31 protein-coding genes are annotated in these 18,224 nt (G+C 44.5%); 3 read left to right on the top strand and 28 right to left on the bottom strand.

Going from position 1 to position 18,224, the window contains the following annotated elements:
* Positions 1-6 precede the first annotated feature (6 nt).
* From rpsK to J3U67_RS04505, 27 genes are all read right to left on the bottom strand, one after another.
* Positions 7-399, bottom strand: coding sequence for a 30S ribosomal protein S11 (gene rpsK / locus J3U67_RS04635; RefSeq protein ID WP_025331688.1), 393 nt, complete (start codon positions 397-399; stop codon positions 7-9).
* Positions 400-415: 16 nt separating this feature from the next.
* On the bottom strand, positions 416-778 hold the full coding sequence (rpsM, locus tag J3U67_RS04630; RefSeq protein ID WP_037406984.1) for a 30S ribosomal protein S13: 363 nt from the start codon (positions 776-778) through the stop codon (positions 416-418).
* 58 nt (positions 779-836) lie between these two features.
* Positions 837-950, bottom strand: coding sequence for a 50S ribosomal protein L36 (gene rpmJ / locus J3U67_RS04625; RefSeq protein ID WP_003697674.1), 114 nt, complete (start codon positions 948-950; stop codon positions 837-839).
* A gap of 18 nt (positions 951-968) precedes the next feature.
* Positions 969-1,187, bottom strand: coding sequence for a translation initiation factor IF-1 (infA, locus tag J3U67_RS04620; RefSeq protein WP_003684714.1), 219 nt, complete (start codon positions 1,185-1,187; stop codon positions 969-971).
* Between the two features lie 5 nt (positions 1,188-1,192).
* Entirely contained in the window at positions 1,193-2,509 is a 1,317-nt protein-coding gene (gene secY, locus J3U67_RS04615) for a preprotein translocase subunit SecY (RefSeq protein ID WP_100151547.1), read from the bottom strand.
* A 13-nt stretch (positions 2,510-2,522) separates the two neighbouring features.
* Positions 2,523-2,957 carry a 50S ribosomal protein L15 gene (rplO, locus tag J3U67_RS04610; protein WP_267390862.1) on the bottom strand — a complete coding sequence of 145 codons (435 nt, stop codon included), beginning with the start codon at positions 2,955-2,957 and terminating at the stop codon, positions 2,523-2,525.
* 1 nt (position 2,958) lies between these two features.
* Complete coding sequence (rpmD, locus tag J3U67_RS04605; protein WP_100100557.1) at positions 2,959-3,144, bottom strand: 50S ribosomal protein L30; 186 nt, start codon at positions 3,142-3,144, stop codon at positions 2,959-2,961.
* On the bottom strand, positions 3,137-3,655 hold the full coding sequence (gene rpsE / locus J3U67_RS04600) for a 30S ribosomal protein S5 (RefSeq protein WP_100100558.1): 519 nt from the start codon (positions 3,653-3,655) through the stop codon (positions 3,137-3,139). Before rpsE ends, rpmD begins: the two co-directional genes overlap by 8 nt.
* A 19-nt stretch (positions 3,656-3,674) precedes the next feature.
* The gene (rplR, locus tag J3U67_RS04595; RefSeq protein ID WP_100141128.1) at positions 3,675-4,028 is read right to left on the bottom strand and encodes a 50S ribosomal protein L18; all 354 of its coding nucleotides are present in this window, start codon (positions 4,026-4,028) and stop codon (positions 3,675-3,677) included.
* 13 nt (positions 4,029-4,041) lie between these two features.
* Positions 4,042-4,575: a 50S ribosomal protein L6 gene (rplF, locus tag J3U67_RS04590; protein ID WP_100151546.1), complete on the bottom strand. Its 534-nt coding sequence runs from the start codon at positions 4,573-4,575 to the stop codon at positions 4,042-4,044.
* 9 nt (positions 4,576-4,584) lie between these two features.
* Positions 4,585-4,977 carry a 30S ribosomal protein S8 gene (gene rpsH, locus J3U67_RS04585; protein WP_100141126.1) on the bottom strand — a complete coding sequence of 131 codons (393 nt, stop codon included), beginning with the start codon at positions 4,975-4,977 and terminating at the stop codon, positions 4,585-4,587.
* A gap of 14 nt (positions 4,978-4,991) precedes the next feature.
* Positions 4,992-5,297, bottom strand: a complete 306-nt coding sequence (rpsN, locus tag J3U67_RS04580; protein ID WP_025331697.1) for a 30S ribosomal protein S14 — start codon at positions 5,295-5,297, stop codon at positions 4,992-4,994.
* A gap of 2 nt (positions 5,298-5,299) precedes the next feature.
* The gene (rplE, locus tag J3U67_RS04575) at positions 5,300-5,839 is read right to left on the bottom strand and encodes a 50S ribosomal protein L5 (RefSeq protein WP_025331698.1); all 540 of its coding nucleotides are present in this window, start codon (positions 5,837-5,839) and stop codon (positions 5,300-5,302) included.
* A 10-nt stretch (positions 5,840-5,849) separates the two neighbouring features.
* A complete protein-coding gene (gene rplX, locus J3U67_RS04570; RefSeq protein ID WP_267404015.1) occupies positions 5,850-6,173 on the bottom strand; it encodes a 50S ribosomal protein L24 in 324 nt (107 codons plus the stop codon).
* Positions 6,174-6,184: 11 nt separating this feature from the next.
* Entirely contained in the window at positions 6,185-6,553 is a 369-nt protein-coding gene (gene rplN / locus J3U67_RS04565) for a 50S ribosomal protein L14 (RefSeq protein ID WP_025331700.1), read from the bottom strand.
* Between the two features lie 232 nt (positions 6,554-6,785).
* Positions 6,786-7,049: a 30S ribosomal protein S17 gene (gene rpsQ, locus J3U67_RS04560; protein WP_100141124.1), complete on the bottom strand. Its 264-nt coding sequence runs from the start codon at positions 7,047-7,049 to the stop codon at positions 6,786-6,788.
* Complete coding sequence (gene rpmC, locus J3U67_RS04555; RefSeq protein ID WP_025331702.1) at positions 7,049-7,240, bottom strand: 50S ribosomal protein L29; 192 nt, start codon at positions 7,238-7,240, stop codon at positions 7,049-7,051. Before rpmC ends, rpsQ begins: the two co-directional genes overlap by 1 nt.
* The gene (rplP, locus tag J3U67_RS04550; protein ID WP_037394618.1) at positions 7,240-7,656 is read right to left on the bottom strand and encodes a 50S ribosomal protein L16; all 417 of its coding nucleotides are present in this window, start codon (positions 7,654-7,656) and stop codon (positions 7,240-7,242) included. Before rplP ends, rpmC begins: the two co-directional genes overlap by 1 nt.
* Entirely contained in the window at positions 7,640-8,344 is a 705-nt protein-coding gene (gene rpsC, locus J3U67_RS04545) for a 30S ribosomal protein S3 (RefSeq protein ID WP_100141123.1), read from the bottom strand. Before rpsC ends, rplP begins: the two co-directional genes overlap by 17 nt.
* A gap of 9 nt (positions 8,345-8,353) precedes the next feature.
* Entirely contained in the window at positions 8,354-8,683 is a 330-nt protein-coding gene (rplV, locus tag J3U67_RS04540; protein WP_037406961.1) for a 50S ribosomal protein L22, read from the bottom strand.
* A 10-nt stretch (positions 8,684-8,693) separates the two neighbouring features.
* Positions 8,694-8,969, bottom strand: a complete 276-nt coding sequence (rpsS, locus tag J3U67_RS04535; protein ID WP_025331704.1) for a 30S ribosomal protein S19 — start codon at positions 8,967-8,969, stop codon at positions 8,694-8,696.
* Positions 8,970-8,974: 5 nt separating this feature from the next.
* On the bottom strand, positions 8,975-9,811 hold the full coding sequence (rplB, locus tag J3U67_RS04530) for a 50S ribosomal protein L2 (protein WP_100141122.1): 837 nt from the start codon (positions 9,809-9,811) through the stop codon (positions 8,975-8,977).
* Positions 9,812-9,816: 5 nt separating this feature from the next.
* Positions 9,817-10,131 (bottom strand): 50S ribosomal protein L23, encoded by a 315-nt coding sequence (gene rplW, locus J3U67_RS04525; RefSeq protein WP_180295814.1) that lies wholly within the window; start codon positions 10,129-10,131, stop codon positions 9,817-9,819.
* Positions 10,128-10,748, bottom strand: coding sequence for a 50S ribosomal protein L4 (gene rplD / locus J3U67_RS04520; protein ID WP_267404013.1), 621 nt, complete (start codon positions 10,746-10,748; stop codon positions 10,128-10,130). The genes rplW and rplD overlap by 4 nt, the downstream gene beginning before the upstream one ends.
* Positions 10,748-11,392, bottom strand: coding sequence for a 50S ribosomal protein L3 (gene rplC / locus J3U67_RS04515; RefSeq protein WP_100141120.1), 645 nt, complete (start codon positions 11,390-11,392; stop codon positions 10,748-10,750). The genes rplD and rplC overlap by 1 nt, the downstream gene beginning before the upstream one ends.
* A gap of 257 nt (positions 11,393-11,649) precedes the next feature.
* Positions 11,650-12,534, bottom strand: a complete 885-nt coding sequence (gene rsgA / locus J3U67_RS04510; protein ID WP_267390875.1) for a ribosome small subunit-dependent GTPase A — start codon at positions 12,532-12,534, stop codon at positions 11,650-11,652.
* A 10-nt stretch (positions 12,535-12,544) separates the two neighbouring features.
* Positions 12,545-13,831, bottom strand: coding sequence for a M48 family metallopeptidase (locus J3U67_RS04505; protein ID WP_267390876.1), 1,287 nt, complete (start codon positions 13,829-13,831; stop codon positions 12,545-12,547).
* Between the two features lie 265 nt (positions 13,832-14,096).
* Here J3U67_RS04505 and orn point away from each other — a divergent pair, with 265 nt between their 5' ends.
* The 3 genes from orn to J3U67_RS04490 are packed head-to-tail and all read left to right on the top strand — an operon-like array spanning position 14,097 to position 16,806.
* A complete protein-coding gene (orn, locus tag J3U67_RS04500; RefSeq protein WP_100141117.1) occupies positions 14,097-14,645 on the top strand; it encodes an oligoribonuclease in 549 nt (182 codons plus the stop codon).
* Between the two features lie 48 nt (positions 14,646-14,693).
* Entirely contained in the window at positions 14,694-16,352 is a 1,659-nt protein-coding gene (gene pgi, locus J3U67_RS04495; RefSeq protein ID WP_267391032.1) for a glucose-6-phosphate isomerase, read from the top strand.
* On the top strand, positions 16,333-16,806 hold the full coding sequence (locus J3U67_RS04490; RefSeq protein ID WP_267390880.1) for a CinA family protein: 474 nt from the start codon (positions 16,333-16,335) through the stop codon (positions 16,804-16,806). Before pgi ends, J3U67_RS04490 begins: the two co-directional genes overlap by 20 nt.
* 83 nt (positions 16,807-16,889) lie before the next feature.
* Here J3U67_RS04490 and J3U67_RS04485 read toward each other — a convergent pair whose 3' ends face one another.
* Entirely contained in the window at positions 16,890-18,206 is a 1,317-nt protein-coding gene (locus J3U67_RS04485) for an ammonium transporter (RefSeq protein ID WP_267404068.1), read from the bottom strand.
* Positions 18,207-18,224 lie beyond the last annotated feature (18 nt).

The raw sequence follows: 18,224 nt of genomic DNA, 5'->3' as shown, positions 1-18,224 counted from the left end.
CTCCTGTTAGATACGACGTTTTTTAGGTGGCCGACAACCATTGTGTGGCAATGGAGTAACGTCTGTAATACTGGTAATCTTGAAACCAAGAGCGTTGAGCGCACGTACAGAAGATTCGCGACCAGGACCCGGCCCTTTAATACGAACTTCCAGATTTTTTACGCCATACTCTTGGGCAACTTTGCCAGCTGCTTCAGCCGCAACCTGAGCGGCAAATGGTGTGCTTTTACGTGAACCTTTAAAACCAGCACCGCCAGAGGTAGCCCAAGATAATGCATTGCCCTGACGGTCAGTGATAGTAATGATGGTATTATTGAAAGATGCATGTACATGCACAATACCTTCACTTACGGATTTACGTACTTTCTTGCGCACACGAGCTGTGTTTGCTTTAGCCATTATTGTTCCTTATCAATTATTTCTTGCCTGCAATCGCTTTACGCGGACCTTTACGAGTACGCGCATTGGTACGGGTACGCTGACCACGGCAAGGCAAACCACGACGATGACGCAGACCACGATAGCAGCCCATATCCATCAATCGTTTGATGTTCATGGTTACTTCACGACGCAAATCACCTTCTACATGGTATTTGGCAATTTGTTCACGTAAAGCATCAAGTTGAGCCTCGTCCAAATCTTTAACTTTAGTGCTCGGCACAACGCCGGCAGCTTCGCAAACCAGTTTAGCGCGAGACGAACCAATACCATAAATAGCCTGAAGGCCAATTACGATATGGGCATTGTTAGGGATATTCACCCCTGCAATACGAGCCATATTTTTTCCTTAGGGCAAAAAGTCTGTCACTATAACATAAAGACTTAGGGTTATCCAATTAGCCTTGACGTTGTTTGTGACGAGGGTCGGTACAAATCACACGTACAACGCGGTTGCGACGGATGATTTTACAATTGCGGCAAATTTTCTTTACCGACGGCTGAACGCGCATATTATTTCCTTTCTACTCTTAGCGGGCGCGGAAAACGATGCGAGCACGAGTCAAATCGTACGGAGTCAATTCCACAGTCACCTTATCTCCAGGAGAAATACGTATGTAATGCATACGCATTTTTCCAGAAATATGACCTAAAACGACATGATCGTTTTCTAGTTTAACTTTAAAAGTTGCGTTGGGCAGGGTTTCAAGGATTTCACCCTGCATTTGTATGGTATCTTCTTTAGCCATAATACTTAACGACGTGATGATAATGATTTCATCGCAGAACGCTTCATTAGATGTTCATACTGACTACTCATCACATAAGAAGCAATTTGCGTTTTAAAATCCATGGTCACCACCACCAGAATAAGTAGTGAGGTGCCACCTAGGTAGAAAGGTACATTCATCGCAGAAGTTAGTACTTCCGGAATCAGGCACACGATAGCTATATAAATTGCGCCCCAGAAGGTTAAACGCAATACAACTTTCTCCAGATAACGACTGGTTTGTTCACCAGGGCGAATACCCGGCACGAAAGCACCACTTTTCTTCAGATTTTCTGCCATTTCTCTTGGACTGAATACCAACGCCGTATAGAAATAACAAAAGAAGATAATAGTAGCTGCAAATAGCAAAATATAAACAGGCTGACCATGCTGCAAGAGTGTGGCCAGTTTCTGCAACCATCCATCTTGATTAGCTGAACCAAACCAGCTTAATAGAGTAGAGGGAAACAGAATAATACTAGACGCAAAAATTGGCGGTATCACGCCGGCCATATTCAATTTAAATGGCAAATGTGAATTCTGAGCCTGCATAATGCGATTACCTACTTGCCGCTTAGCATATTGCACCGGTACTTTACGTTGTGCACTTTCGATGTATACAACAGCATAAATCAAAGCTAATGCCCCAACAATCAGTGCAACAGCCATCAAATAACTGATTGAACCCTGACTAGTCAGTGTTAGTAAGCGACCAATACCGGCAGGCAGACTGGCTGCGATACCGGCAGTAATAATCAGCGAAATACCATTACCAATACCACGTTCTGTAATCTGCTCACCAAGCCACATAAGAAACATGGTTCCGGTAACCAGACACACCATGGTAGTCAAATAAAATTCAAACTGGCCAGATACCACTACATTTTGTTGATAAACAAATGCTGCGGCACCGAAACTTTGTAGAGTAGCCAACAATACAGTGCCATAACGCGTATATTTCGTCAAAGTCCGACGTCCAGCTTCACCTTCCTTTTTGAGTGCTTTCAGGGAAGGGATAATTTCAGAAGCCAGCTGTACAATAATTGAAGCTGAAATATATGGCATAACACCAATTGCAAAGATACTGAACCGTTGCAGTGAACCGCCGGAAAACATATTGAGCATGCTCAATATGCCTCCGCCGGCACTTTCATACAGTTTGGTCAAAGCAGCACCATCCACACCGGGCACTGGAATATGCGATCCGATGCGGAATACAACCAACGCACCAAGCAAAAATAACAGACGATTTTTTAAATCACCAAACTTTGAAAGTCCTGTTGCGGATTGCGGATTAGCCACTTGTTTCCTTGCCTTATTCTGCTACTTTACCACCGGCAGCTTCAATGGCCTGTTGCGCACCTTTGGTGGCTTTAATACCATTTAAAGTTACCGCCTTATCAATGTTGCCAGATGCAATAATTTTGACATTCAAAGCAGTTGCAGGTACCAATCCGGCCTGTTTCAATACCAGAACATCAATTTCGTTTACTGCAACTCTTGCCAGTTCATCCAGACGCACTTCAGCATTTAGATGAGCTGTCATAGATTTAAAGCCACGTTTCGGCAAGCGACGCTGCAAAGGCATTTGTCCGCCTTCGAAACCAACTTTATGATAACCACCTTTACGGCTTTTCTGACCTTTGTGCCCACGGCCACAGGTTTTGCCTAAACCACTGCCGATGCCACGACCCACGCGGCGAGCCGCATGTTTAGCACCTTCAGCAGGCTGAATGGTATTCAAAAGCATGTTACTTCTCCACTTTCAAAAGGTAGCTGATTTTGTTGATCATGCCACGATTTTCGGGGGTATCAAGCACTTCAACAGTATGCTCACGATGACGCAAACCTAAGCCACGTGCGCAGGCACGATGAGCGGCAATAGTGCCAATCAAGCTTTTAACCAGTGTAATGCGTACGGTTTTCTGCTCACTCATGATCTGCTCCTAAAATTTCTTCTACGGTCAGGCCACGTTTGGCAGCAATTTCAGCTGGCGTGTACAGTTTAGACAAACCATCCAATGTTGCACGAACAATATTGTAAGGATTAGTTGAACCATGCACTTTAGCAGAGATATTATGAATGCCCATTGCATCAAAAACCAAACGCATCGGACCACCTGCTTTCACACCATTACCTTCTTTGGCAGGCTGCATGAATACGCGAGTAGCGCCATGACGACCGATTACTTCATGATGAATTGTACGGCCATTTAATGGCACTTTAATCATGTTACGACGTGCATGATCCATGGCTTTCTGTACAGCAACAGGAACCTCTTTAGATTTACCTTTGCCCATACCGATGCGACCATCGCCATCACCTACTACGGTTAAAGCTGAAAAAGCCATAATGCGGCCACCTTTAACCACTTTGGTCACACGGTTTACGGCAACCATCTTTTCGATCAGGCCGTCACCGCGTTCTTCAGTTTCGTGTTTTGCCATATTTCTGGTCTCCAGTTTATTAGAAGCTTAAGCCGTTTTCACGGGCTGCCTCAGCCAAGGCTTTAACGCGACCATGGTATTGAAAACCTGAACGGTCAAATGCCACTGCTTCAATGCCGGCTGCTTTAGCTTTTTCAGCAATGCGTTTGCCAACCACTACCGCAGCGTCTACATTGCTGCCGTATTTGATGCTGGCACGCACATCAGCCTCAAGAGTAGAAGCCTGAGCCAATACTCGATCACCTTCAGCGCTAATAACCTGGGCATAAATGTGATTATTGGTACGAAAAACGCACAATCTCACTTTGTTCAGGGCTGCAATTTTGGCACGGGTTTTACGTGCACGACGCAGTCTTGCTACATTTTTATCCATCAGTGAGCCTCAATTATTTTTTCTTGGTTTCTTTAATAACGACACGCTCATCAGCATATCGTACACCTTTACCTTTATAAGGTTCAGGCGGACGGAATCCACGAATTTCAGCAGCAACTTGCCCTACTACCTGTTTGTCAGCACCAGCAATGATAATTTCGGTAGCTGAAGGTGTAGTAGCTGTAATGCCTTCTGGCAATTCGTAATTAATCGGATGAGAGTAGCCCAAAGAAAGATTCAATACCTTTCCTTGAGCTTGAGCGCGATAGCCTACACCAATCAATTGCAGTTTTTTCTCAAAACCATTGCTTACACCAACAACCATGTTGTGCAGTAACGCACGCACGGTACCAGATAAAGCATTCGCTTTTGTACTGCTGTCGTTGGCAGTAATAACTAATTGTCCATCATTTAATGCTACATTTACTTCAGCATGCTGATGCAGGGACAGTTCGCCGTTTTTACCTTTAACAATGATAGCTTCTGGAGAGAACTTAACGTCAACGCCAGCCGGAACGACTACCGGATGTTTAGCAATTCGAGACATGTTTTCCCCTTAGGCAACCACGCATAACAACTCACCGCCGATACCATTGGCACGGGCTTTGCGGTCAGTCATTACACCTTTAGAAGTGCTCACAATCACAACGCCCAAACCATTCATTACTGAAGGAATGTCGTTGGAACCTTTATACACACGCAGACCAGGACGTGAAACGCGTTGAATGCGTTCAATCACAGGCTGACCAGCGTAGTATTTTAATTGTATTTCCAATGTCGCCTTGGTTTCGGTAGATACGGCAAAGTCTTCTACGTAACCTTCTTCTTTCAAAACTTTGGCAATAGCCACTTTCAGTTTGGAAGACGGCATGCTTACAGATGCTTTGTTAGCACGCTGAGCATTACGAATACGGGTCAACATATCGGAAATAGGATCATGCATACTCATATTTTATACTCCTATTACCAGCTGGCTTTGATTACGCCCGGAATTTCACCACGCATGGCGATTTCACGGATTTTAGTACGGGCCAAGCCGAATTTACGGAAATTACCACGCGGACGACCTGTCAAAGCGCAGCGACGACGTTGACGAATCGGAGCAGCATTACGCGGAATAGCCTGCAGTTTCAATCGAGCCTGAAAATGCTCTTCATCAGTCGCATTGGCATCATTGATGATAGCGAAAATGGCTTCGCGTTTGGCAGCATATTTTTTTGCCAAAGCTTCGCGCTTCAGCTCACGATTAATAAGTGCTTTCTTAGCCATAATTAACCCTTAAACGGAAATTTGAACAGAGACAACAGTGCTTTGGCTTCTGCATCAGTTTTGGCAGTCGTGGTGATGGTAATATTCAGACCACGCAAAGCATCAATTTTGTCGTATTCAATTTCCGGGAAAATAATTTGTTCACGCACGCCCATGTTGTAGTTACCACGACCGTCAAATGATTTACCGTTTACGCCACGGAAGTCACGCACACGTGGTAGGGCAATGGCAATTAATCGATCCAGAAACTCATACATACGGTCACGGCGTAAAGTTACTTTACAACCGATTGGATAGTTATCACGGATTTTGAAACCCGCAATTGATTTACGTGCTACGGTTACTACCGGTTTCTGACCAGCAATTTTCTCTAAGTCACCAACTGCATGTTCCATTACTTTCTTATCGGCAACCGCTTCGCCCACACCCATATTCAGAGTGATTTTTTCAATACGCGGTACTTCCATAATAGATTTGTAACCGAACTGTTTGGTCAACTCAGGAACAACAGTGGTGTTATAAAAGTCTTTTAAACGAGCCATTGATTACTCCTTAAGCTCCCACGACAGCACCGGTAGATTTGTATACACGTGTACGTACTACTTTACCGTCTACAGTTTCTACTTTAATGCCTACGCGGTCAGCTTTTTGGGTTTCCGGATTGAAAATCGCTACATTGGAGATAGCCAATGGCGCATCTTTGGTAATTACACCACCTTCAATTCCACGCATGGGATTTGGTTTTTGGTGACGTTTTACGCGGTTCACACCATCAACAATCACCTTCTCACCGAGAACACATACGACTTTACCCTGTTTGCCCTTATCTTTACCGGCAATGATGATCACCTGATCACCAGTTTTAATCTTTTTCATTGCAACCTCACTTACAGTACTTCAGGAGCCAATGAAACGATTTTCATGAATCGCTCAGTACGTAGCTCACGGGTTACCGGGCCAAAAATACGGGTACCAATTGGTTCCAATTTAGTATTCAACAGCACGGCTGCATTGTTATCAAACTTAATCAGTGCACCGTCGTTACGACGTACACCTTTTGCTGTGCGAACAACTACAGCATTATATACATCGCCCTTTTTTACGCGACCACGAGGAGCTGCGTCTTTAACGGCCACTTTGATGATGTCGCCTACAGATGCGTAGCGACGCTTAGATCCACCTAATACTTTGATGCACATTACACGGCGTGCACCAGAGTTGTCAGCCACATCTAAGATGGTCTGCATTTGAATCATGTTATTACCTTTTAAAATCCAACTTAATTTACCGCTTTCAAACAGCCTGTTACCTCTTTATGGCTGTTTGAAACCTTTAACGGTTCTAGTAAACCAGTCTTGGGTCCCGAAGGGAGAGTTCCGGCGAGCGCCGGAAACTTTCAGGAAACTGAAAGTTAAGGAACGAAGTTTACAGACAATATTGGATTGTCGCAATACTTCGTTCCCTAATTGCAGCACTTTGTTGTGTTAATTACACATTGCGTGCTTTTTCAATCAGCTCAGTTACAACCCAGCTTTTGGTTTTTGACATTGGGCGACCTTCGGAAATGACAACAACGTCACCAATACCGTATTGGTTTTGCTCATCGTGGGCATGGATTTTAGTCGAACGACGAATCACCTTACCATACAACGGGTGCTTTACTTTGCGTTCAACCAGTACGGTTACGGTTTTATCCATTTTGTCGCTCACGACTTTGCCCTGCAAAGTACGTACGTTTTTAGCTTCAGTCATTATTCACCATCCTTCTGATGCAAAATGGTTTTTACACGAGCAATATTACGACGCACTTTTTTCAGCTCACTGTTTTTACCCAGCTGGCCGGTGGCATGCTGCATACGCAATCCGAATTGCGCTTTCAGCAGGCCAACCAGTTCTTCGTTTAACTGCTCAACAGATTTGTCTTTCAATTCACTGGTTTTCATTATTGACCTACCTGGCGTTTAACAAATACGGTCTGAATCGGCAATTTGGCAGCAGCCAGCTCGAAAGCCTGACGAGCCAAAGTTTCATCTACACCGTCCATTTCGTAGAGCATTTTGCCCGGCTGAATTTCGGCGATGTAATATTCAACATTACCTTTACCGCCACCCATACGAACCTGAATCGGTTTCTCGGTAATGGGTTTATCCGGGAATACACGAATCCAGATGCGACCGCCACGTTTGATATGACGTGTCATTGCTCGACGTGCTGCTTCAATTTGGCGTGCAGTCAGACGACCACGACCCACAGCTTTCAGACCAAAATCACCAAAGCTAACTTTATTGCCACGAGTAGCAATACCGGTATTGCGGCCTTTCTGCTGTTTGCGGTATTTCATTCTAGTTGGCTGCAGCATTTCGACCACCTGCCTTTCTGCTGTGTTTCTTTTCCTGTTCCGGCTTGGCCTGAATTTCACCTGGTGTCAGTTCACCTTTGTAAACCCAAACTTTTATACCGATGATGCCGTATGTGGTTTTGGCTTCGCTGGTTGCGTAGTCCACATTAGCACGCAGGGTATGCAGAGGCACACGACCTTCGCGATACCATTCGGTACGAGCAATTTCAATACCGTTTAATCGTCCGGAAGACATGATTTTGATACCTTTGGCACCAACACGCATGGCATTTTGCATAGCGCGTTTCATGGCACGGCGAAACATTACACGTTTTTCCAACTGGGCTGCAATATTATCAGCAATAATTTGTGCATCAATTTCCGGTTTACGGATTTCTTCGATGTTGACATGTACCGGCACACCCATGATTTTCTGCAAATCACGTTTTAATACTTCGATGTCTTCACCTTTTTTACCAATCACAATTCCCGGACGGGCACTATAAATGGTAATACGTGCAGATTTAGCCGGACGCTCAATAACTACGCGACCAACAGAAGCATTAGCCAGTCGTTTGCGCAGAAAATTACGTACGTCAATATCTTCTTTCAGCACTTTGGAAAAGTCGCCGCTTTTGGCAAACCATTTGGAAGACCAATCTTTATTCACTGCCAGGCGAAAGCCTGTAGGGTTAATTTTTTGTCCCATCGCTTTTCCTTAGTTGCCCACAATCACGTTGATGTGACAAGTTTGTTTTTCGATGCGATTACCACGACCTTTGGCACGTGCCTGAAAACGTTTCAGGCTCGGACCTTTGTCGACATAAATGGTAACCACTTTCAATTCGTCAATATCAGCACCTTCGTTATGCTCGGCATTGGCCACAGCAGACTCCAGTACTTTTTTGATCAGCTCAGCACCTTTTTTGGGGCTGAATGTCAAAATATTCAACGCTTGGGCAATATCTTTGCCACGCACCAAGTCAGCAACAAGACGGGCTTTTTGCGCAGAAATGCGGGCATTTTTGTGTTGTGCACTAACTCTCATGTTTTATCCCTTATTTTTTAGCCTTCTTATCAGCCAGATGGCCTTTGAAGGTACGGGTCAATGAGAACTCACCCAATTTATGGCCTACCATGTTGTCGCTAATAAACACGGGCACGTGGGTACGGCCGTTGTGTACAGCGATGGTCAAACCGATAAAATCAGGCAGAATAGTGGAACGACGTGACCAGGTTTTAATCGGGCGCTTGTCGTTATTAGCACGAGCCGCATCGACTTTTTTCAGTAAATGCAGGTCGACATATGGGCCTTTTTTCAATGAACGAGCCATATCAGTTAACCTTTATTTGAGTAACGGCGGCGAACAATCATGTTGTTCGTGCGTTTATTACGACGAGTACGATAGCCTTTGGTCGGTGTACCCCATGGGCTAACCGGTTCGCGGGCTTCACCTGTACGACCTTCACCACCACCATGCGGGTGATCTACTGGGTTCATTACTACACCGCGAACGGTCGGACGAACACCGCGCCAGCGTTTGGCACCAGCTTTACCCAGTTTTTGCAGGCTTTGCTCTTCGTTGCCTACTTCACCAATAGTGGCACGGCAGTCAACGTGAATTTTTCGCACTTCACCAGAACGCAGACGCAACTGAGCATATACACCTTCTTTTGCAAGAAGTACGGCAGATGCGCCAGCGGAACGAGCAATCTGTGCGCCTTTACCCGGCTTCATTTCGATACAGTGCAGTGTAGTACCAACCGGAATATTGCGAATAGGCAGGTTGTTACCTGCTTTGATTGCAGCTTCGGAACCGGAAACCAGCACAGCACCAACCTGTACATTGCGTGGAGCAATGATATAACGGCGCTCACCATCGGCGAAGCACAACAAGGCAATATGGGCGGTACGGTTTGGGTCATACTCAATGCGTTCAACTTTAGCAGCGATACCGTCTTTGTCGTTACGTTTGAAGTCTACAACACGGTAGTGATGCTTGTGACCACCACCTTTATGGCGAGTGGTAATGCGACCACCGTGGTTACGGCCAGCAGTTGAAGACTGTTTTTCCAATAATGGTGCATATGGAGCACCTTTGTGCAAGCCTTCTGTTACCACGCGTACCATGCCGCGACGGCCAGCAGAAGTCGGCTTCATTTTAACAATAGCCATAGTGCTTATTCCTTATCTGCAGAAGCGGCAGCAGATTCAATGTCCAGCTCCTGACCAGCCGCAAGACTGACATAAGCTTTTTTGACATCACTGCGCTTACCGATGGTACGGCCAAAACGTTTATTTTTGCCTTTAATGATGGTGGTGGCTACTGAGTCCACTTTCACATTAAATAATAGTTCCACGGCTGCCTTGATTTCAGGCTTGGTGGCATTTGGCAATACTTTAAACGTCATCTGGTTGCGTTTTTCAGCCAGCATGTTGCTTTTTTCAGAAACAACAGGAGCCAAGAGCACTTGCATTAAACGTTGTTGATTCATACCCATTGCTCCTCAAGTTGTGCAACTGCTGCTTTGGTAAGCACTACTTTCTTAAAGCGTAACAGATTGTACGGATCAGTTTGCTGTGCTTCCAAAACCAGTACATTTGGCAGGTTACGGCTGGACAGATAAACGTTTTCATCCAACTGTTTGGTGATGAACAGTACTTGTTCCATACCCAGATTTTTCACCTGTTCGGCAAAGGCTTTGGTTTTAGGTGTAGCAGCAGATAATTCGTCAATTACAAACAGGCGTTCATTACGTACCAGCTGAGACAGAATAGCTGCCATACCCGCACGGTACATCTTGCGATTTACTTTCTGGGTAAAGTTTTCATCTGGTTTATTTGGGAACGCACGACCACCACTGCGCCACAGCGGAGAAGAAGTCATACCAGAACGGGCACGGCCAGTTCCTTTCTGACGCCATGGTTTTTTAGTGGAATGTTTTACTTCAGCACGAGTCAGCTGTGAACGGTTACCAGAGCGAGCATTAGCCAAAAAGGCCGTTACAAGCTGGTGAACCAGATCTTTATTGTATTCACGTGCAAACAACGCGTCAGAAGCAGCAACCGCACCTGCAACCTGACCTTGAGCATCAATTAATTTCAGTTCCATTACGCACCTACCTTCACGCTCGGACGCACGACAACGTTGCTGTTAACCGCACCGGGCACCGCACCTTTCACCAGCAGCAGCTGACGTTCGGTATCTACGCGTACGATTTCGAGATTCTGAATGGTGGATTTAACGTTACCGTACTGACCAGCCATACGTTTACCCGGGAATACGCGACCCGGATCCTGCGCCATACCAGTTGAACCAGGTACGCGATGAGAACGGGAGTTACCGTGAGAAGCACGCTGAGAACCAAAATTGTGACGTTTGATGGTGCCAGAAAAGCCTTTACCTTTGCTGGTACCAGTGACATCAATCAACTGACCTGCTGCAAACATGCCGACATTGATTTCAGCACCTGCAGACAATTCAGCCAGTTTTTCAGCAGAAACAGCAAATTCAACCAAACCGCGTCCGGCTTCAACACCAGCTTTGGCAAAGTGACCTGCCTGTGCCTTGCTTACGCGATTGGCTTTTTTCTGACCAAAAGTCACCTGTACGGCAGTATAGCCGTCGGTAGCTTCGGATTTGAGTTGAGTGACGCGGTTAGCAGACATATCCAGTACGGTTACTGGAACGGATGCGCCGTTCTCATCGAACACGCGCGTCATGCCTACTTTGCGCCCAACCAGACCTAAAGTCATAGTTATTTCCTTTTATAAAGGGACCAATTACGATTGATTGGCCTCGCACAAATAAAGAATCTTGCCGACGTAAAATCGGCAAGATTGTGATAATATCATGTTTATTCTGCTTGAATCAATTTTTTATGTAACTAAAGCACGGATTTTTAGGTAAAAACAACGATTACGCCTTACTGATAAAGTCTAGATTAGGTTTAGACGTTTTATCGTCATGAAATATCAATCGTTTAGCTGCATTTTTTGTTTGTTAGTAGATGTCATTTGCTTAATTCATCTGTGATATTTTGCAGAAAACGCAACCTCTCTGGTTTTAGTTTACCTTCAGCTAATGCTTGCTTGAGAGCGCAGCCCGGCTCCTGACGGTGGGTGCAATTATGAAATCGGCATTGACCGATATAAGAACGCATATCAGGAAAGTAATGCAGCAAATCGCCTGTATGTAAATAATGCAGCCCAAATGCCTGCAACCCGGGTGAATCGATTAACTGACTCTCAGTATTGAGATCATATAACTGCGCATGAGTTGTGGTATGACGTCCGGAATCCAGCGCAGATGAAATCGTACCCACCCGAGCCTGCTCTTTACCCAGAAGGGCATTGGTTAAAGTAGATTTACCCATGCCGGACTGTCCTAGCAGGATAGCACATTCACCCTGTAAATGTTCACGCAACAGAGTTATATCATTCAGAGCGCTGATGTTGATTACCTTATAGCCGAGGCTCTGATAATAAGTTAGTTTTACCAACCATTCAGCATTCTGAGGTAAGTCAGCCTTATTTAAAATAATCAGTGGCGTTATGTCTGCCGCTTCAGCTGCCAGCAATGCCCGCTGCAACAACAATTCACTTGGTGTAGGTACCGCCGCCAGCACTATTAGCATCAGAGTAACATTGGCTGCTATAAGCTTAGTGCGTGTTGCATCCTGACGGTATAGCAGGCTGCGACGGGGTAAATAATCTTCAATCACGGCTTGTTGTTGGTTGATATGCCCGATATACACAATATCACCGCAAGCAAAATCTATTCTTTTTTTTCGGGTAGTAGCCTCGTACATTTTTCCGGCGGCAGTACGCACCTGAAAACGCCGACCGAAACTGGTAACAATTTGCGCCGTTAATAACTTATCCGTCTGCTGCACCATTCCTAATGTCCTAATGTGCCTTTATTGCTGTCTGAAGTGCCGCAATACGTTCTCGTGCACCAGGATGAGAATCATAAAAGCGAGAATACCAGATATCTGAGACGAGACTGGCAGCATTGCTACGGTAGAGTTTGGTCAGCGCCTGAATTAAATCCTCAGCATGGGCATATTTAGCTGCAAACCGGTCGGCTTCAAATTCATTTTTACGAGACAAAACACTTGCCAGTGGTGAAAATGGGAAAGTAAACAGTGGTAGCACCAGCATAAACAATAATAAGGCCATGGCATGACTGGGTTCATGCACACCCAGCCCCAGATAAAAACCCGCCTGGGGCAATAGCCAACCTAAAACCGCAAATACAATTAAGGCAAGTATAAAAGTAACAATCATTTGCTTGAATACATGCTTGTGAGCAAAATGTCCTAATTCGTGCGCCAGCACGGCTTCAACTTCGTTTACTTGCATATCTTTTAGAAGGGTATCAAAAAATACAATGCGCTTGTGCTTCCCAAGACCTGTAAAGTATGCATTACCATGTCCGCTACGTTTGGATCCATCCATGACAAAAATTCCATCACTGTGAAAGCCTGTACGTTGTAGCAGATTTTCGATACGAGCACGCATGACATCATCTTGTAATGGTTCAAATTTATTAAATAATGGAGCAATCCATTTAGGAAATGCCCACATCAATAACAAAGAAAAACTTACCCAAACCAGCCAAACCACAAGCCACCATGCACCTCCGAACCAGTTTGCTGCAATCAGAATCTGCATGATTAATAGTATGATGTATAGCAAAGGTAAGCCAACAATAATAGCCAGCAAACATCCTTTGAATTGATCAGCAATAAACGTAGCTGGTGTCATTTTGTTAAAACCGAATTTAGCTTCAAGGCAAAAGCTGCGATACCATGCTAATGGCCAGCCCAATACCATATTCACCAGTGCAAACAAACCAATTAACAAAATTCCTTGTACTATATCGTGGTGTGTCCACTTTTGACTTAGACGTGCCAACAAATCTAACCCGCCGCCAAGTGTAAACACCAATAGCAACAATGCCTGAAACAGTATTTCGTAACGAGCCAGACGTTGTTTGGCTAAAGTGTAATCTGCTGCTTTCTGATGCTCATCCAGTGATACGTTGGCTAAGAATGCAGCAGGTACGCGGCTTCGATGCGCTAATACAGCTTTACTCTGACGTACAGACAGATACAACTGACCACAGGTTGTAGATACGAAAAATAAAAGAAATAGTAGATAGACTGTTTGGGCAGAAAGATAAAACGCCATAAAAACACACTATAGCTTAAAAATAATGATTGTAGCGGAGTTTGTACGTTATGGGTGGATAAAAGCGGCAATTCGAAAATCCCTTTTTTTAAATAGAAATTTACCACGCTTTTAGCCTGTTTAATAAATTTTCATGCCTGTATTTATTAGTTTCTAAACCAGAATAAATTTTCAAATTATCTTTTAATTTACCGTAAAAAAATAAGCTATCAGCCATTAGAGAAAGCAGCTAAAATGATGTTTTGTTATCAATCAAGATTAAGATATGCAAAACGATAAAAATCTTGTCTGGCTGGATATGGAAATGACTGGCTTAAATCCGGATACTGACCGGATTATTGAAGTCGCCATGATCATAACCGATAGTGATCTTAATATTTTAGCTCAGTCTGAAGTACTAGTTATTCATCAGCCAGATAGTATTATTAATCATATGGACAAATGGAATACGTCTACCCACACACGTACAGGCTTGATAGATAAAGTAAGGGCTTCTACCTTGACTGAAGCGGAAGCGGAAGAAAAATTGTTAGCCTTTATCAGTGAGTGGGTACCCGAAAAAGCTTCACCAATGTGCGGCAATTCGATTCATCAGGACCGTCGCTTTATGGTGCGATATATGCCGAAACTGGAAGCTTACTTTCACTATCGCAATTTGGATGTATCTACATTAAAAGAATTGGCTAAACGTTGGAACCCGCCTGTTGCAAAGGGTATAAGCAAAAAAGGCGCTCATCAGGCTCTGGATGATATTAAGGAAAGTATTGAAGAAATGGCTTATTATCGCAAACATTTCTTAACAGTATCTGCCTGATTTTGTATACTCCGCCTTTATTCTTTGCTGAAAAATTTTCCGGTTATGATGAATCCATCTTGTCCTATTAATCAGACAGCCATCTGGGCACAGCTACATCAACATCAGCGCAGTACCCGTTTTTTGCACATGCGTGATCTATTTCGGCAACAGCCGGATCGTTTTGAACAAATGCATGAGCAATTAAATGGCCTATTACTGGATTACAGCAAAAACCGCATTACTGAAGATACTCTGACATTATTAATAGAGCTGGCCAATATTGCCGATGTACGAGGCTGGACAGATAAAATGCGGCGCGGCGAAAAAATCAATGTCAGTGAAAACCGCGCAGTGTTGCACACAGCGCTCCGGCTTCCCCCTCAGGCTGAAGTCTATGTCGATGATCACAATATCGTTCCCGATATTCATCATGAACTTGAACGTGCCTATAGCTTTGCCGAAGCGGTTCGTTGTGGAGAATACACAGGAGCTCAGGGAAACCGTATTACGGATATTATCAACATCGGTATTGGTGGTTCTCATTTAGGGCCGGAAATGGTTACATTGGCATTACGACCGTTTCAGCAATCTGGATTGAATATTCATTATGTAGCCAATGTTGATGGCGCCAATTTGACGCAGGTATTAGAAAAAGTAAACCCTGCTACAACAATTTTTATTATTGCCAGCAAATCCTTTACTACACCAGAAACCTTACTGAACGCACAGACTGCACGAAGCTGGTTTATACAGCATGGCTTGCGTGAAACTGATATCGGCCGCCATTTCATTGCTATTACCAGTGCAATTGATAAAGCACAGGCTTTTGGCATAAAACCTGAGCACATATACGCTATGTTTGAGTGGGTGGGCGGTCGCTACTCTGTCTGGTCAACAATTGGTCTGTCAGTTATCTTTGCCATTGGTAAAGATAACTTTCAAAATTTCCTCGCCGGCGGTCGGGCAATGGATGAACATTTCTTTCATGCGCCATTAAGACACAACATTCCCGTTTTACTTGGTTTGATTGGCCTGTGGTATCACACATTTTATACCACCACCAGCCATGCAATTATCCCGTATGACCACGGATTGCGCCGTCTCGCAGCACATTTACAACAACTGGATATGGAAAGTAATGGCAAACAGGTAAGCCGTTATGGAGAGCGACTGGATTTTGATACGGGGCCAATCATCTGGGGTGAAGAGGGCGTAAACTGCCAGCATGCTTTTTTTCAGCTCCTTCATCAAGGGCCACGTCTGATATCCTCTGACTTTATCATTCCGATTAACAGTTTCTACCGTGTCAGTACGCAACACAAGGTACTTGTAGCCAATGCATTTGCTCAGACTGAGGCCTTAATGCATGGCAAAACACTGGCTGAAGCCTATGCAGAACTCATGACTTTAGACAATAAACGTCGTGATATCATGGCTCCACAAAAAGTATTTCCTGGTAATCAACCATCTAATACCTTGCTGCTAGATGAAATCAATCCTTTTAATCTGGGGATGTTGCTAGCCATGTATGAACATAAAGTCTTCGTTCAGGGCGTGGTATGGGGGATAAACTCTTTCGACCAATGGGGCGTAGAGTACGGAAAAGTTCTGGCGAAACACATAGAACCCGAATTGAGCAACACAGATACGCTTAGCCATGATGCATCTACCAATGGCCTCATAGACTACTTTAGAAAACATCACCATGAGACAAACCCTGCATGATATCACCACAAAACTAGAAGAACTCGGACACACTGTAACCTGTGCAGAATCTTGTACCGGTGGCCTACTGGCAGCTGAGTTAACTCAACTTCCAGGAAGTTCCGGCTGGTTTAATATGGGCTATGTAACTTACAGCAATCAAGCAAAGCAACACTTGCTCAATGTTAATGAAGTTACTTTACGACATTATGGTGCTGTAAGTGAAGAATGTGTACGTGAAATGGCTCTAGGAGCACTGATTGACGCCAAAGCTGATTATGCCCTTTCTATCTCCGGTATTGCCGGACCAACTGGCGGCAGTACTGAAAAACCTGTTGGCACGGTCTGGTTCGGATTGGCTACCAAACAACGCATTTGGGCCAAACAACACCTTTTCAAGGGAGATCGTGACGTCATTCGAGCACAGGCTGTGGAATATGCACTGCGGTTTTTGCGTCATTATTTATACCGCTAAGAAAATAAATCTGTCTAAAAAATAAGAAGCTGGCCGTAAACAATACCGGCCAGCTTGTTTTATTTTCTGCACAAACAAATTAATTATTCAATACGTTCACCATGAATGCTGACATCCATGCCTTCACGCTCAGCATCATGATCGATACGCAAACCACGGCATGCTAGTGCTGCTATTTTAAGAATCAGATATGTCATTACTACACTATAAACAACGGTAATTGCAACGTCTTTAACTTGTGCCAGCAGTTGACTGCCAACAGTGGATTCACCTCCGAAAATAGCATTACTGAATAGCATACCGGTTAAGATCGAACCCACTATTCCGCCAAAACCATGAATACCGAAAGCATCAAGCGAATCATCATAGCCAAATCTGCGTTTTAAAAACACAGCAGCAAAATATGCTGCTACCGCCGTTAGAATGCCAATTACCAGTGCAGCCTGAGGACCAACAAAGCCAGCAGCCGGTGTAATCCCAACCAGTCCGGATACGGCTCCGGAAGCCATCCCTAAAGCAGAGGGTTTATGTCCGGCCAATTTTTCACAAAGCATCCATGTCAATGCAGCTGAAGCCGCCGCTACCTGAGTGACCGCCATAGCCATGCCCGCTGAAGCATCCGCCGCACCTGCAGAACCAGCATTAAAACCAAACCAGCCCACCCATAACATCGCAGCACCAGTTAATGTTAATACCATATTATGAGGAGCCATAACATCTTTGCCATAACCGAGACGTTTACCAATTACCAATGCCGCTACCAGACCAGCAATACCGGCATTAATATGAACGACAGTACCCCCCGCAAAATCAAGAACTGGCGTATGTGAGTCAGCCATAAAGCCACCACCCCATACCCAGTGACAAACCGGAGCGTAAACTAAAGTTACCCACAATCCAGAAAAAACCAATAATGCAGAGAATTTAAGACGCTCAGCAAAAGCACCGGTAACAATCGCAGTAGAAATAATCGCAAACGTCATTTGGAAAAACATAAATACGGACTCGGGAACAGTACCACTACCATTTACGATGGTAGCCATTTCTCTGGTTTTATCCAATCCCATGCCAACAAGCATAAATCTGTCTAGCCCGCCAATGAAAGCATTTCCTGGAGTAAAAGCCAGTGAGTATCCTACTATCATCCACAAAACACTGACCAATGCTGCCACAACAAAACTGTGCATCATGGTACCTAACACATTTTTTTTGCGCACCATACCGCCATAAAACAATGCAAGTCCTGGTACGGTCATCAGCAAAACAAGTACGGCGGATGTCATCACCCATGCAGTATTACCAGCATTTATTTCCGACAGTGGCCGCCACCAGTCGGACAAATCGCCTGCTAGCAGCGGCAATGGCATCAGCAAGGGAGCAGCTAACAAACATTTATTTATTTGATTCATTTTATTTCC

Origin of the sequence: Snodgrassella sp. B3837, assembly GCF_026535955.1 — a bacterium.
In the GTDB taxonomy this organism is placed as follows: domain Bacteria; phylum Pseudomonadota; class Gammaproteobacteria; order Burkholderiales; family Neisseriaceae; genus Snodgrassella; species Snodgrassella alvi_E.
The sequence above is the reverse complement of the archived record's forward strand: the minus strand, read 5'-3'. Positions and strand labels throughout refer to the sequence as shown.